Origin of the sequence: Flavobacterium sp. (assembly GCF_004295795.1) — a bacterium.
GTDB lineage: Bacteria > Bacteroidota > Bacteroidia > Flavobacteriales > Flavobacteriaceae > Flavobacterium.
This window is the reverse complement of sequence record NZ_SEBR01000018.1, coordinates 56,265-71,619: the sequence shown is the minus strand read 5'-3', so window position 1 is coordinate 71,619 and position 15,355 is coordinate 56,265. Positions and strand designations below refer to the sequence as shown.

At 46.5% G+C, this 15,355-nt stretch carries 9 protein-coding genes; 3 read left to right on the top strand and 6 right to left on the bottom strand.

All coding sequences use genetic code 11. The features are described 5' to 3' along the window. Positions 1 to 213 precede the first annotated feature (213 nt). Positions 214 to 507: a hypothetical protein gene (locus EOO49_RS14485; RefSeq protein ID WP_290846927.1), complete on the top strand. Its 294-nt coding sequence runs from the start codon at positions 214 to 216 to the stop codon at positions 505 to 507. 64 nt (positions 508 to 571) lie between these two features. Here the strand turns inward: EOO49_RS14485 and EOO49_RS14480 are convergent, their stop codons facing one another. The 5 genes from EOO49_RS14480 to porU form a co-directional block, all read right to left on the bottom strand. Next, a complete protein-coding gene (locus EOO49_RS14480; RefSeq protein ID WP_290846926.1) occupies positions 572 to 2,356 on the bottom strand; it encodes a pyruvate dehydrogenase complex dihydrolipoamide acetyltransferase in 1,785 nt (594 codons plus the stop codon). A 3-nt stretch (positions 2,357 to 2,359) separates the two neighbouring features. Further along, positions 2,360 to 3,358, bottom strand: coding sequence for a pyruvate dehydrogenase (acetyl-transferring) E1 component subunit alpha (gene pdhA, locus EOO49_RS14475; RefSeq protein ID WP_290846924.1), 999 nt, complete (start codon positions 3,356 to 3,358; stop codon positions 2,360 to 2,362). Between the two features lie 141 nt (positions 3,359 to 3,499). Further along, a complete protein-coding gene (gene cdd, locus EOO49_RS14470; RefSeq protein WP_290846922.1) occupies positions 3,500 to 3,982 on the bottom strand; it encodes a cytidine deaminase in 483 nt (160 codons plus the stop codon). 149 nt (positions 3,983 to 4,131) lie between these two features. Next, a complete protein-coding gene (porV, locus tag EOO49_RS14465; protein ID WP_290846920.1) occupies positions 4,132 to 5,337 on the bottom strand; it encodes a type IX secretion system outer membrane channel protein PorV in 1,206 nt (401 codons plus the stop codon). A gap of 39 nt (positions 5,338 to 5,376) precedes the next feature. Continuing rightward, positions 5,377 to 9,222 (bottom strand): type IX secretion system sortase PorU, encoded by a 3,846-nt coding sequence (porU, locus tag EOO49_RS14460; RefSeq protein ID WP_290846918.1) that lies wholly within the window; start codon positions 9,220 to 9,222, stop codon positions 5,377 to 5,379. A 207-nt stretch (positions 9,223 to 9,429) separates the two neighbouring features. Between porU and gldJ the strand changes: the two genes are divergently transcribed. After that, positions 9,430 to 11,142: a gliding motility lipoprotein GldJ gene (gene gldJ, locus EOO49_RS14455; RefSeq protein WP_290846916.1), complete on the top strand. Its 1,713-nt coding sequence runs from the start codon at positions 9,430 to 9,432 to the stop codon at positions 11,140 to 11,142. Positions 11,143 to 11,200: 58 nt separating this feature from the next. After that, positions 11,201 to 12,481 (top strand): UDP-N-acetylmuramoyl-tripeptide--D-alanyl-D-alanine ligase, encoded by a 1,281-nt coding sequence (gene murF / locus EOO49_RS14450; RefSeq protein ID WP_290846914.1) that lies wholly within the window; start codon positions 11,201 to 11,203, stop codon positions 12,479 to 12,481. On the opposite strand, the gene EOO49_RS14445 is transcribed toward murF, so the two are convergent. Next, positions 12,478 to 15,264 carry a triple tyrosine motif-containing protein gene (locus EOO49_RS14445; protein ID WP_290846912.1) on the bottom strand — a complete coding sequence of 929 codons (2,787 nt, stop codon included), beginning with the start codon at positions 15,262 to 15,264 and terminating at the stop codon, positions 12,478 to 12,480. The genes murF and EOO49_RS14445 overlap by 4 nt on opposite strands. Positions 15,265 to 15,355: the final 91 nt, after the last annotated feature.

The following is a 15,355-nucleotide window of genomic DNA, read 5'->3' as shown; positions in this document are numbered from 1 at the left end:
AAGATACAGCGGATAGCCCGACGGCGGCTTCCAGAAAATGCGACCACCCGAAAAAGCTGTCGCTGCTACCGCAACCGCACCTGAAAAACCGCCGCCGGCACGCCCAAAAATCCGAAATCAAGAATTAGGACCGACAGTGTCGTGGAAATATTAACTATCTCAAAAGGCGAACATTACCGCAAATTCAATATATTTGGGCAAACTGTGTCACTCATGAAAAAATTGTTGGTTGTAGCTACGCTTTTCGTAGGAATGCAAGGGTTTTCCAAGGAAGTTCCCGCTCCTTCGGTTTTGTTCAGTATATCGGAGAAAATTTTGGCCCAGGCTCAGGAATTGTTTTCCTCTTTCGACAAGCCAACCGTGAAACCCTTGAGAAAGACCGTGATCAAAGTCAAGTCAAAAGCGCCTTTGAAGATTGTAGAACCAATTCAGGAAAAGCCAGTAGCACCTGCCACATCGACCTCGGTTAAGGTCAAACGCGACGGCATGTTCATCACCACAGAATAGAAAAACGCCTATAAATAAAAATCCCGCCTTTCGAGCGGGATTTTTTATGCAAGGACATCTGGAATTAGGCCAACATCGTGACCGGATTTTCGATGTATTGTTTCAACGTTTGCAGGAATTGCGCTCCAGTCGCTCCGTCAACGGTTCTATGATCGCAGGCGAGCGTCACTTTCATGACATTTCCGACAACGATTTGTCCGTTTTTCACCACCGGTTGCTCCTTGATTGCGCCTACTGAAAGGATGGCAGAGTTCGGTTGGTTGATGATTGACGTAAACTCGGAAATCCCGAACATACCAAGGTTAGAGACCGTAAAAGTACTTCCGTCCATTTCTGCAGGTTGCAATTTCTTGTTTTTCGCGCGTCCGGCAACGTCTTTCACGTTAGATCCTATTTGCGTCAACGTTTGCTGATCGGCGAATTTCAACACCGGAACAAGCAATCCGTCTTCAACGGCTACAGCAACGCCAATGTTCACGTGGTGATGGATCAAAGTCACATCGTCTTTCCACTGTGAATTCACTTTCGGATGCTTTTTAAGCGCCATCGCGCAAGCTTTGATCACCATGTCGTTGAACGAAACTTTGGTGTCAGGAAGCGCGTTGATTTGGTTTCTCGCGGCAATCGCGTTGTCCATATCGAGCTCGATCGTGAGGTAGTAATGCGGAGCCGTGAATTTCGACTCGCTCAAGCGACGCGCAATCGTCTTGCGCATTTGCGAATTCTTGATTTCCTCTGTATAAGTTTCTCCGGCCGGAACGAAAGGTTTCGCGGCAGCGGCTTCCGTTTTTGGAGCTTCGGTGGCAGCAGCTGGAGCAGATGCAGTCGCAGCGGCAGGCTTGAAGTTCTCGATATCAGATTTCACGATACGACCGTTTTCGCCCGAACCTTTTACCTGGGAAATATTTATACCTTTTTCCTCGGCGATTTTCTTGGCCAAAGGAGAAATGAAGATGCGTTTACCGTCAGACACAACCTCGACAGGTGCTTCCGATTTAGCTTCGCTCGATTCGGCTGCGCCTCGGGTCTCGGTAGATTCCGTTTTCTCTTCAGATTTCGTTTCCGATTTTTCTTCAGACCTCGCTTCGGCTTTCGGTTCTTCTTTCTCGTCGGATGTTGCTGCCGGAGCTGCTCCACCTTTCTTGAAGTTTTCGGCAACTCCGCTTACGTCCGTTCCTTCAGGTCCGATGATGGCCAAAAGTGAATCGACCGGCGCAGTTTCGCCTTCGTTTACGCCAATGGCAAGCAAAGTTCCGGCTTGGAAAGATTCGAATTCCATGGTCGCTTTATCGGTTTCGATTTCCGCGAGAATGTCGCCTTCAGAAACTTTATCGCCGACTTTTTTCAACCAGGTTGCGACAGTTCCGTCAGTCATCGTATCTGACAGACGCGGCATGGTAACCACAGTAACGCCTTTTGGCAGAGATGCCGATGCAGCGCTTTCTGCCTTTGGTTCGTCTTTTTTGTCTTCCGATTTTGTCTCGGCTTCGGCTGCAGGTTTGCTTTCTTCCTCCGATTTCTTCTCCTCAGACTTCTCTTCCGATTTAGCTTCCTCTTTTTTCGGTTCTTCGGCTTTTCCGCCACCGGCAAGAAGTGCCGAAATGTCTTCGCCTTCCTCACCAATAACAGCCAAAAGTGAATCTACGGCAGCAGTTTCGCCAGCCTGGATTCCAATATGCAAAAGCGTTCCGGAATTGAAAGATTCGAATTCCATCGTTGCTTTATCTGTCTCGATTTCTGCCAAAATATCACCTTCGGATATCTTGTCGCCCACTTTCTTGAGCCAAGTCGCCACAGTTCCTTCCGTCATGGTATCCGAAAGGCGCGGCATAGTTACTACTGTTGCCATATATTAGAGTCTGTGTGGGATAAATGGATAGTTTTCTTGCTCGTAAACCACGTCGTAAAGCTGTTGCACTTCCGGGAACGGAGATGCTTCGGCGAATTTTTCACATTCTTCAACGAGGTTTTTCACGCGCTCGTCCATCGCTGCAATTTCTTCGTCCGTGGCGAACTTTTGGTCTTTGATCACGTCAAGAACCTGAGTGATAGGGTCGATTTTCTTGTATTCTTCAACCTCGTCTTTCGAACGGTAAAGTTGGGCGTCGCTCATAGAGTGTCCGCGGTAACGGTATGTTTTCATTTCGAGGAAAGTCGGACCATCTCCACGACGTGCGCGCTCGATGGCTTCGTGCATCGCTTCGGCAACTTTCACGGGATTCATTCCGTCGACCGGGCCACATGGCATTTCGTAGCCAAGACCCAATTTCCAGATATCTGTGTGATTTGCAGTTCTTTCTACGGAAGTTCCCATCGCGTATCCGTTGTTCTCCACGATGAAAACCACCGGAAGTTTCCACAACATAGCCATGTTGAAAGCTTCGTGCAAAGAGCCTTGACGCGCGGCTCCGTCTCCGAAGTAAGTCAAAGTAACGCCGCCCGTATTGAAATATTTATCGGCGAAAGCGATACCGGCACCAACCGGGATTTGCGCCCCGACGATTCCGTGTCCGCCATAAAAACCTTTTTCTTTAGAGAAGATGTGCATCGATCCGCCCATTCCCTTCGAAGTTCCGTCGACCTTTCCAAGCAATTCTGCCATGACTTTTTTAGGATCGACGCCCATTCCGATTGGCTGGACGTGGTTGCGGTAAGCCGTGATCATTTTATCTTTGGACAAGTCCATGGCGTGAAGCGCACCGGCCAAAACCGCTTCCTGGCCATTGTATAGGTGAAGAAATCCTCTTACTTTTTGTTGGATGTAGAGCGCTGCGAGTTTGTCTTCGAACTTCCTCCAGAACAGCATTTCTTCATACCATTTCAGATATACGTCTTTAGTTACTTCTTTCATTTGAAAATTAAGCTAAACGATTAGTGTGGTTTGTATTTCTAAAGTAAACGCAAAAGGGTTGCCTCACACACAAATTTGCGAAGAGCAAAAATAAGGTTTTCCGACCAGTCTCAAAAATTTAAAGAAGTGTAATTTTTTGCTTTACAGGAAGTTTTTGTCAAACGTGAATGGCAGCAGATTTTTGAGTGAATCCGATTTGAAAACCTGTCCGGTTTCGCCCATAAAGTAAATCTCGATCGGGCTGTCCTGACGGATTTCATACTCGGCAATCGATTGCCTGCAAGCACCGCAAGGCGGAATTGGCGCTTTCGTAGGATTTGTGTCCGATGCGGCCGATATCGCCATCTTGAGAATCTTCGCATCCGGATAAGTCGCTCCGGAATGGAAAACGGCAACCCTTTCGGCGCAAAGCCCTGACGGATAAGCCGCGTTCTCCTGATTCGACCCGATCACGATCTTGCCGTTGTCAAGTGCAATGGCAACACCGACCCGAAAATGCGAATAAGGTGCATAGGCGTTCTTTCTAGCGGCGACGGCCTGTGTCATCAAATCGGCAACGTCCGCCGGAAGTTCATCTGTCGAATCAAAAGCCAGAAACGAAGTGGTAATGCTAATCTCTTTCATCCAATTGGTCTATTATCTATCAGTCTATTATCTATCAGTCTGTTGTCTATCAGTCTATTATCTATCAGTCTATTATCTTTTTGTCTTATCACAAAAAAATCCAAACAACCTTTCGGAAATTTGGATTCGTATTTTGTGTTATGTCAATTCTAGTTTTCGTCCCATTTCTCCCCAAAGTTGAAAGAAAGCGAGAAGCGAAGTGTGTTTTCAAGCGGGTTGCGCACCTGCGAGGTCGAGAAAAGATAAGAAACGTCGATCTTGACGATGTTGTATCTGAAACCGGCTCCAAGCGTCGCGTACTTTCTCGCGCCCTTTTCCTTGTTTTCATTGAAGTAACCCAAACGGAAAGCGAAGGAATCCTGATAAGTGTATTCGGCTCCGACAGAATAGGTGACCTCCTGTAATTCTTCCTTGAATCCGCCCGGAGCGTCGCCGAACGATTTGAAAATACCCGAAACCCAGTTGATGCTGCGGTAATCTTCGTTGTTTGCGATTTGGGCTTCGTTGATTTCCTGGTTGGAAATCGTTCCGTCACCGTCGATGTCGCGGTAATCTGGGATTTGAGGCGTCGGAACAAGCAATTTCGTGAATTCGACACTCGCGGTAACTTTGTTGTAATCGTCGAGGATGAAGTCAAAACCGGTACCGATTCTCAAGTTGGCCGGCAAGAAGTTCGCATTCGTGTCATCTTCCGTAATATCGTAGCGGATTTTCGGGCCAAGGTTCTGGAAATTGAATCCGAATCTCCAGCGTCCGTTAAAGTCGTTGTAAGCGATTTCTTCCGATTGGTAATAACCGGAAATGTCTACCGCGAAAGAATTCGCCGGTTTAATGTCGTTGTTTTCAGATGGAATTTTAAGTGCAGATCGAATGTATCTCGCGGCAACCGACATTGAGAATCGGTCGTCAAGTTTCAACGCATAACCCAAGTCGAGTGCGAGCTCATTCGGTTTTACGACTTGCGCCGGATCGTCGAAATTCTGGCGTAGTTCGATTTCTCCCAACGAGAAATAACGCAAACTTCCGGCAAAAGCCATACGTTCGTCAAAACGGTTGAAGTAAGTGATTTGCCCTAATGAAATGTCGTTTACGAGTTCTGTAAGATAAGGCGTGTAGTTCATCGAAAAACCTTGTCTGTCAGATGAAAACGCGAATTTCGCCGGGTTGTATTGCATCGAGAATGCGTCCGGTGAAGTCGCTACACCTTGGTCGGCCAAACCGGCAGAACGCGCATCGGCGGCAATCAAAAGGAAAGGAACTCCGGTCGTGATGACTCTTGGTTCTTCTGCGGGAACTTGTGAATGAACTAGCTGTATGGCGAACAAACAAAGTAGGGAAATAGCAATTTTTCTCATTCTTATCTAGGAATTGGAATTAACAAATATAGTATTTTATTAAAGTATCACAAGTTTCTCGATCTTTTCAGATTTGGTGTTGGTGAGCGTCGATTTTACGGTCAACTTGTAGATATAGACGCCTTTTCCGATCCTGTCCCCAAAATCGTCTTTTCCGTCCCAAGTGAGTTCCCGCGAGAGAAAACCTTCGGTATTGACGACCTGGTTTTTCGTCCAGACGACCTTTCCGGTAACGGTCATCACTTGAACCTGAACGTCCAACGGTTCGAAAGGTTTGTTGTGGGAAAACCAGAATTGGGTGTAAGTCGTGAACGGATTCGGATAATTAAGAACGTTCGTAAGCGTGATTTTATCATCTCCGACGACGATAAATTGTATCTCGGCGGTAATCGGGTTGTTGTAAACATCCCAAGCCTTGAATGTGATCGTGTGCAATCCTTTTGCCAGATTTCGGAAAGGATAACGCACCGAGCCTTTCTTGTAATTGTCGAGTTCGGCCTCGTAGTAATCGTTCAGTATGTAAGGATTCGCCTCGTCTCCGTCGAGAATTGCCACAATGTCGTGTCCGATGCCGCTCGCGGTATTTATTCCGTTTTCGTCCTCAAGAAACGCCAGGAAAATCGGGTTTTCGTTCGTGATTCCTCCGTTTACGAAAGTCTGGTCGTTCATGTAAAGTTTTGCGGTCGGGCCGATGTTGTCCACGGCAGCGTTCGGATTGATTCCGCCAACTTTGATCGTCGTGTCGAATCCGGTTTTGTCAAGCAAGATCAGGTTCCGCTTGGCGTAGAAACTGATGCGCCCGTTTCCGACAGGCACGCGAATGTCACGCGGAACGACGAATCCGACCTCGAATTGTCCGTTGGCAACCGTCGCATTTCCGCGGAAAATCGTTTCTCCCAACGTCGCGAAATTCATGATGCTTCCCAAATTGTCGTTGTTCAGCGTGGTGCGCTGGATTTCCTTGTCATATACATTTACGGTAAGTTCGCCCGTATAGTTTGGAAGCGGATTGTTGAATTCGTCGGCAATCTCGCCCGACAATTTCACGTAAGCAAGTGATTGGAAATCAGGAATCGTTCCCGTAACCGGAATGTCGTTCACTTTCGTCAAGCGGATTTGCGGCTTGGCAATCGACAACATCATCGCCGGATCGCCCAAAAAGGTTATGATATTCGTGTTCAGCGAAATGCTTTGGGACGCGGTTTTCGCCAAACGCAAAGCTTCCGCAATGGAAACGTAAGTGTTCGAATTTCCGTTTACGTAAGACAAAAGGTAAGCCGACAAAGTGTCGTTGAAGTTCTGAGCCGCGCCTTGCCCGATAGAACGGACGGTCGTGATCATCGAAACCGCTCCGCCTCGAGGATTCCAGAAAGTGTATTCTCCGGCAGTCGGGCGATAGGGATTGTCGAAACGCGAAAATTCGCAAGTGATCGTGATGAATAACGGGTATTTGTAACGGTTGCTCAAATTTTGCCCATCTTCTTTAATCCAGACGCGTTCTGCCGAAAGTCCGTCTTCGCCGCCGTGGCCGAGATAGTTGAAGATCAGGGCACCTTTTTCGAAAGCATTGAACAAATCCTGTCGGGCTTTTGGGTAGCGCGCACCGCCGGCAGCTGTTTCCTGTTCGTAAGAATCGAGGTAGATTTTTTCTATGTTGAGAAAAGGCTTCGAAGTTGTGATACTCGCTGAAAGTTGGTCCTGGCGCTCCTGGAGTTGGTCGTCCTGGTTGTCGTCGGCATCATCCGCTACCAACATGTAGTTGTTTCGCCACGCCCCGTAAGATTTGAGGTCGTGATAGTCGATGATTTTGGTGACGAGTTCGTCGGCTTGGGTTGCGTCGTTGGCGATGATTCTTCCGCAAGCTATGTCGATTCCACCGAGGTCCAATCCTGTGTTGTAGCCGTCGAGTCTTCCTTCGTCGGCATCCATCATCCCGAAGAAATCATCGGTGACGAAACCACTTTCGTTCGTGTACTGGAAATTTATCGTGTGATAACAAGGCACGACGTTGGTGTTGTTCGGGATTCGGTTTTTGAAATCGAACGAGCCATCCCCGAAAAGGCAAATGTATTTGAGGCGTTTGTCTGCCGAAGAAGCGTTCCAATAAACGTAATGCGCCAAATTCCGAATCGCGGCCACATCTTGCTTTCCGGAAGAAAATTCCTGATAGATCGATTCCAGCGTCACGACTTTCACGTTCAATGCCGAATAATTCCTATGGAAATTGGCGAGTTTTTCGGCTTGACCGCTAAGATTCGCAGGTGTGACGATCAGGTAATCGACGTCGGCGAACTGTCCTTGCTGATTCTTGAAAATCGTGCCTTTTATGTCTTGATTGGCCACTTTCGACCGCGATTCTTTTTTTGGCGAGTAGAAATCGGCATTGTCCAGAACGACGTATTTTCGGGTGTCGCCCAAACTGGCTGTAAACGAGAAAGTCGCTCCTGTGGCATTGTTTACTTTCGTGGCGTTGTACAAATCGGTCACGTCCCAAACTTCGGGAATCGCACTTGCGCCCGAAAATTGGTATTGTCCAACTCCGGTCGCCGCCGAATTGTTTGCCGTAAAACGATATTGTTTTCCGTAACCTTTAAGCGTTCGCCTGGCTTTTACGGTGATGAAATCCAAATAAGCCAAAGAACCCGGAACGCCGTTGTTGTTGTAATTCAGCTTGATCTTGATGGTTTCGGAAGCCGTAGTGGACGCAGTAAGTTGTCCTATCGTGGCATGCGTGCTGCTTTCGGTGAAAATCTGGCTAAGCGGAAGTGTTCCTATCGATTGCCCGTTCGACTGCACTTCGAAATTCGTGACTGTGTAAGCGGCGGCCGCTGCAAATATGTTTACAGTTGCCGGAGAAGAAGCGACAACGCCGGGAAACTTGAACTCGAATTCCTGTTCGTTCTCGATGTTGAATTGTTCGCCAAACCAACGGCGTCCCAGTCTCACGATGTTTACGAGATCCTTTTCGTGATATTGGTAATCCTCAAAATCGGTAAAATTCGTCGACGGGGAAGCAGGTTGCGCCGCTGCGCCTATGCGTTTGCCGTTATCGCCTTTTGCGGTCACATAATAATAGGAGCGATCTGAAAATTGGTTGATGTGCGTCTGGCTGTCCTCGTTCCAGTTGTCGGTAGCTTCGGCGTAAAACAGGATATAGTCGCCTGAGTCGAAACTTCCATCGGTTTCTCCTACGACCGTGATGGCATTTTCCTCAAGGTCATATGATGGTGTTTCGGAATTGAGAAGCGGCAACATCTGTCCGCCATTTCCGTAAATCTTGATCTTTCGGGGATCGACGTTCGTGCTCATTCCCAAACTGCTCAAAAAGCTTCTCGAGATTTTGTAGACGCCCGATTTTTCGACATAAAAACGATACCAGTCGCCTGTTGCCAAAACCGAATTCGTCACGGCATTGACCGATTGCGAGATTTGCGGACGCGCGGCATTTCCGTTGGAAAAACCGTAATTGAACGATACTAGTTTCTTGTATCCGCCGTTCTCCTTAATAATAGGATGCAAGGAAATTATCGCAAAAAATTGGTCGCGGGCGCTTTTGCTCTTCAATACCGATTTTTGCTGTGTGGGAATATTCGCTGTTTTGAGGTCGCCGAGTTCGCTGGCGGCCATCGGCTCGTAGACAGCATTGGTTATCTGTAAGGACGAAGGATTGACCGGACTGTTCTGCAGAAGCGAAAGTTTGTAAAGCAATACGCGGCTGCCGGCATCGACTACCATGTTGGCCGAAGTGAACTGCGGGATGTTGATCTTGAAGTCGCCGTCGCGGTAAATGGAGACGTTTTTCCATTGCAGTGTTGCCGTTCCGGATTGTTGGGCAATGCAAAAGGTTGACGTTAAAAATATTAGGAAGAGTACGGCTTTTTTCATCAGAAGTAGTAACGCATACGGGCGCGAATTATTACCGTTTGTAAAAATAATTTATTTAAGACATAACATATAATAATTCAAATGAAAATGCGTTTTCAACGATTATGCGGCAGGAAAAGCCGATGAAAAGCGATTAATTTTCAACGATGTGTTGCAGTTTAACGATTTGTTATTATATTGCGCCACGAAATTTACACCTACTAAAGTATGAAAGTAAACAAAATTATGGCTATCAGACTGTTACTGGCTTCGGTAATAGTGGTCGGGTTTGCTTCTTGTAGCAAGAGCAACAGCTCTAAGAACACATCTAGTGCTACGGGATGGAAAATCAACGACAAAAAAGGCGGCTTTCAGTACAACTCGAAGTTCAAGAAGCAGGCTACTGCTCCTGGCCTTGTAATGGTTGAAGGCGGAACTTTTACCATGGGTAAGGTTCAGGACGACATCATGCACGACTGGAACAACTCCCCAAATCAGCAGCACGTGCAGTCATTCTACATGGACGAAACCGAGGTCACGAACCTTATGTACATGGAATATCTTGACTGGTTGAAACGCGTTTTCCCGCCAGAACAGGAGAATTATCAGCACATTTACGAAGGTGCTTGTCCCGATACTTTGGTTTGGAGAAACCGTCTCGGATACAACGAAACAATGACGAACAACTATCTTCGTCACCCGGCTTACGCAAACTATCCTGTAGTTGGTGTAAACTGGATCCAGGCTGTAGAATTCAGCAAATGGAGAACGGATCGTGTCAACGAAAAGACACTTGAAGATCAAAAGTATTTGAAAAAAGACGCTAAGTTGGCTTCGACTCCAGAGAGTTCATTCTCTACCGAAACTTATTTGGCAGCTCCAACAAAAACATACGGCGGTAACGAAGATCTTGTTCTGAAAAGAGGAGCAAACGGACGTTCCAAGCCACAAGGAACGAAAAACGCCGACGGTTCTACATCAGATCCTAAAAACGTTTACGCCCAAAGAACATCAGGACTTATCCTTCCTGAGTATCGCCTACCAACCGAAGCAGAGTGGGAATATGCCGCTGCTGCCGATGTAGGTCAACGCGAATACAACATCTACAAAGGGCAAAAGAAATATCCATGGTCTGGTAGCTACACACGTTCTGGCAAGCGTCAGGTGCGTGGTGATCAATTGGCTAACTTCAAGCAAGGAAAAGGTGACTACGGCGGAATCGCTGGTTGGTCAGATGACGGTGCCGATATCACCAACGCTGTGAAATCTTACCCGCCAAACGACTTCGGTCTTTACGACATGGCTGGAAACGTTGCAGAATGGGTTGCCGACGTCTATCGTCCAATCGTTGACGACGAAGTAAGTGACTTCAACTATTACCGTGGTAACGTTTACACCAAGAACAAAATCGGTGAAGACGGAAAAGTTGAGATCGTAACATCTGAAACTGTAAAATACGACACGCTTTCTAACGGAAAGATCATCGCTAGAAACTTCCCTGGAGAAATCGCAAGAGTTCCTGTAGACGAGAAAGAGACTTACCTTCGTGTGAACTTCGACAAGTCTGACAACCGTAACTACCGCGATGGAGACAAGCAGTCTACTCGTTATTTCGATATCGGAGCGGAAGATGCAGACAAAGACAAAGCAAAACCTGCAAACAGCGGACAAATGTATGACTCACCGGAGCACAACGTTTCTGCCGACAGTTTGGGTAACATGGTTCGCGCTTACGACAAGTCAAACAAAAGAACTACTTTGATCAACGATGACGTTCGTGTTTACAAAGGAGGTTCTTGGAGAGACCGCGCTTACTGGCTCGATCCTGCTCAAAGAAGATACTTCCCTCAGGACATGGCGACAGATTACATCGGATTCCGTTGTGCAATGTCAAGAGTCGGTCCAAAATCTGACAAAAAGAAAAGAGCAAGACATAACTAATTTATGATTGCGAAATGATACGAAAGCCCTATTTTAGGGCTTTCTTTTTTTTATGTATATGAGTATTCCGGAAATCCACGAATTGTTTCTCAAAACCTCGGGCGTATCGATTGACACTCGAAAAATCAGTCCGAATTCGATGTTTGTCGCCATTAAAGGCGAGCGTTTTGATGCGAACACATTTGCGTCCGAAGCTTTGGAAAAAGGCGCGTCGTTTGTCCTTCTCGACAATCCGGAATACAAGCTCGACGATCGCACGATTTTGGTGGAAGATAGCTTGGTCGCACTGCAAGAACTCTCGGCTTTCCATCGAAATTTTCTTGGTCTTCCGATTGTCGGCTTGACCGGAAGCAACGGAAAAACCACGACCAAAGAACTCATAAACGCCGTTCTGTCGCAGAAATACAAAACGGGAGCGACCGTAGGAAACCTGAACAACCACATCGGCGTTCCGTTGACTTTGCTTTCCTTTGACAAAACGACCGAGATCGGAATCGTCGAAATGGGAGCGAACCATCAAAAAGAAATCGAATTTCTCTGCTCGATCGCACAGCCAGATTTGGGTTACATCACAAATTTCGGGAAAGCCCATCTCGAAGGTTTTGGCGGAACCGAAGGCGTAATAAAAGGCAAAAGCGAACTTTACGACTATTTGGGCGCGAATTCCAAAACGGCTATCGTCAATCTCGAAGACGAAATCCAAGTCGAGAAGACACAAAGTCTCAAAAAATCCACTTTCGGATTGGAGAAAGGCGATGTGAAGATTTCAGATGTAGAAGCGAATCCATTCGTGAAAGTCGCTTTCGACGGCGAACAGATCCGATCGCACCTTATCGGATTGTACAATGCCAACAACATCAACGCGGCAATTTGCATCGGACGTTACTTTGAGGTCGAAACCCGCGACATAAAAGCGGGAATCGAAGGATATGTGCCGTCAAACAACAGGTCGCAAATCGTGACAAAGGCCGGAAGCGAGATCATACTCGACGCTTACAACGCGAATCCAAGCAGTATGGCTGCGGCAATCGCGAACTTTCTGCAGTTGGACAAACCCAATAAACTTATGATTTTGGGCGATATGTTCGAGCTTGGTGAAGAATCGGCTTTTGAACATGCGCAAATCGTGAATTTGCTTTCGGGCAAGGAAGTCCAAACGCATTTTATCGGGAAAGATTTTTACGAAGCGAGAATTTCAGACGAAAATCTGTTCTTCTATCCGGATTTCGACGCCTTTTTGGCAACTAACATCTATAATCATCTGTCGCACAAAACGTTGCTTATTAAAGGCTCGCGAGGCATGGCGCTCGAAAGGCTCGTTGAGCATTTGCCAAGTTAGACCCGCATCAAATAGCCTGTCAAATTTTCTTTCTTCTCAAGATTGAGTTTTTTTCGAAGTCTGTAACGCGCCAATTCGACGCCTCCGTTTGAGATATTCATGATTTCGGCAATCTCTTTCGTCGACATATTCATGAGAAGATATGTGGACAAATCCAGTTCCCGAGGCGTAATGTCAGGGTGTTTGTCCTTAAGCCTGACGAGAAACTCGAAATGCACGTTGCGGATGTGCTTCTCGAGATCGCTCCAACTTTTGTCGGCATTGACTTCTTTGGCGATGCTTTTGTTGAGTTTGGAGAATTGGAATTTCGTGGCTTCGTCCAACGTTTCCGTATCGATTTCCTTCATCTTGTTGATGATTCCGTTCAATACCTTGTTTTTCTTTACGACTTGTAAGGAGTTGTTTACCAATTCTTTGTCCTTTGACAGGATTTTGTATTTGAGTTTTTCGTTCTGAAGTCGCTCGATTTCCTTTTCGAGTTCGAATTGTTCCTGTCTGATGCGCGCTTCTTTCTCGAGATAAATTTTGCGCTGTTCGACGGTCTCGAAGTATCTGTTTCGTCTGATCTGCACCCGGATTCTTCGACGGATGAGATAAATCGACAAAATGGCAAGTCCGATGTAAATCACATAAGCGAGCCAGTGGCGGTACCAAGGTGGTGAAATGCTAAAGTCGAAACTCGTGGCGTCAGACTGTATTCCGTAAGAATTCCTGACTTTTACGAGCATTTTGTAATCGCCTTCGCGCAAATTCGTGTATTCCTTCACCGACATGTTCGTCCAATGACTCCATCTTTCGTCGAAGCCTTCCAGTTTATACGAATACTCTACGTTTTCGAGATTTTCGTACAACGGTGAGGCGAAAGTGAATTTTACGTTGTTCGAGCGGTAACTGAGTTCGTGTGCCCTGATTTTTCCACCGATTCCGGCCAATTGCAGCGTATCTCCGGGAAACGAAAAACTTCTGAGGAAAGCAGTAGGTTTATTGGGTTCCGATTTCAGCAAAGCCGAATCGTAGTGAGCAAGTCCGTCGGTAAGTCCGATGAGGATGTCGTTTTGGTCGATGGCGTTGACCGATACGTAGTCGCTTACGAGATATCCGGTGAGGTTGGAAAGTCCGGCGAGCGTGTTTTCATACGATCCATTCGGTTTCCTTTTGAGCAATCCCATGGAATTGTCGAAAACATACCAAAGATTCCCGAGTTTATCCTGTTGCACGAATCGCACCACTGGAAGCTTTTTGAAAATCTGGGTGTATTTTTCATTCGGGATGAATCCGTCGACGTCGAGAGCGTATGTGTAAAATTTGTTTCCGGTTTGGAAATAGATCGTGCCGTTTAGCCTTTGCATACTTCCGATTCCCTTTTTGCCGTCCTCGAGTCCGTCGTAAACCTTGACCGAGCTGAACTTTTTGTAATCGCGACTGAGTTTCATCCGATACACGAAATTGTCCTTTTTGAGCCAAACCGTGTTTCCGTCGACCTCAAAAGTGTTTGCAGATTTGTTGAGTCCGTCCACATAATTCACGAATGTCCAGTTGTTGCCGGTTTTCTTGAAAATCGAAAAACCTTGGTAGTTGGATCCGATATAGTGATCGTCCGAATTCGGGATCGGCTTCATTCCCCAATATCCATTTGGATTTAAGTTTTTCGCCACCTGATTGTTCTCGATCTGCAACATGCCACGGTTGTGCCCACAAAAAAGTTGTCCTTCTATGACTTGGATATTCCACGCCTGACCGGTCGTTCCGGGCACGAGTTTGAAAGAATCTTCCTTGAAAGGTTTGGTCCAGCTGTGATAAAACAATCCCTGGTTGGTCGCTACGTATAGATTCCCATCAAAAATTGCAGAAGCATAGACCGTGCTCAAATCGAAACTCGAAGAAAAATAAGTGAATGGCGAGCTCTCGTTAACAAACGTTATTCCGTTGTCCATGCCCAGCCATAAATTGTTCTTGCGATCTACGAAAGACGAAAGTATCGTGTTGTTCTGAAGACCTTTTTTGCGATTGATGTGTTGGACGATCTTGCCGTTTAGGTCGCAGATTATAATGCCATCCAAAACCGAATTCAGGATGATGAAGTTCTTGTAGATAAGTTCGCCTCCGAGGCAACTGTTGCGTTTCATGAAAGCGTCGGCTTCGGTAATCCACGGCGACAGTTGCCCTTTTTCGTATAAATATAGACCTTCATCTATCGTGGCGATCAGCCAGCGGTCGTGCGTCAATGGAATTATTCCCCAAACTTCGGTGGAGTTGAGTGAAGCTGTATTTGGAATCGGTACGAAGTTGCCATTGTCATATTCCAAAAGTCCCGAAGCCACGTCCTGATAAATGAGTTTGCCATTCACTTCGAACGAAAATTGGAAGCGATTGGGAGCCTCGGCCTGCCTAAGGACTTTTCCGTCAAAAATGTAATTTTTCTCGAAAGACTGGAATATGATTTTTCCATCCAGCGCGTGGATTTTCCAGATCAAATCAATCTGTGCGCGGTGATTGGCGTTCACAAGCAAGGCCAGTGACGTATATTTCAGTCGGCCTTTGTCGTCGGCCTTAAAATATCCGAATTCATTGTAGCCGCCTACGAATATTTTCTCATCGGCAATTTCAAGACTTCGGATTGCGGTATTATTCGGAAGTCTGAAGATGTTCCAGGACGATCCGTCAAATTGCAGCAAACCTTCATTGTTTGCGAAGTACATCGTTCCGTTTTTGTCTTGGGCTACACTCCAATTTTGCGTTCCCGCTTTATAATCGGTCCTTTTGAAGTTTGTTATGTCAGGCAATCCGGTATTTTTTATTTGGGCCGAGGCGATAATTGCGAATAAAATTGCGAAAACGTTGTATAGATTTTTACGAAAACCTTTTCGTGACCTT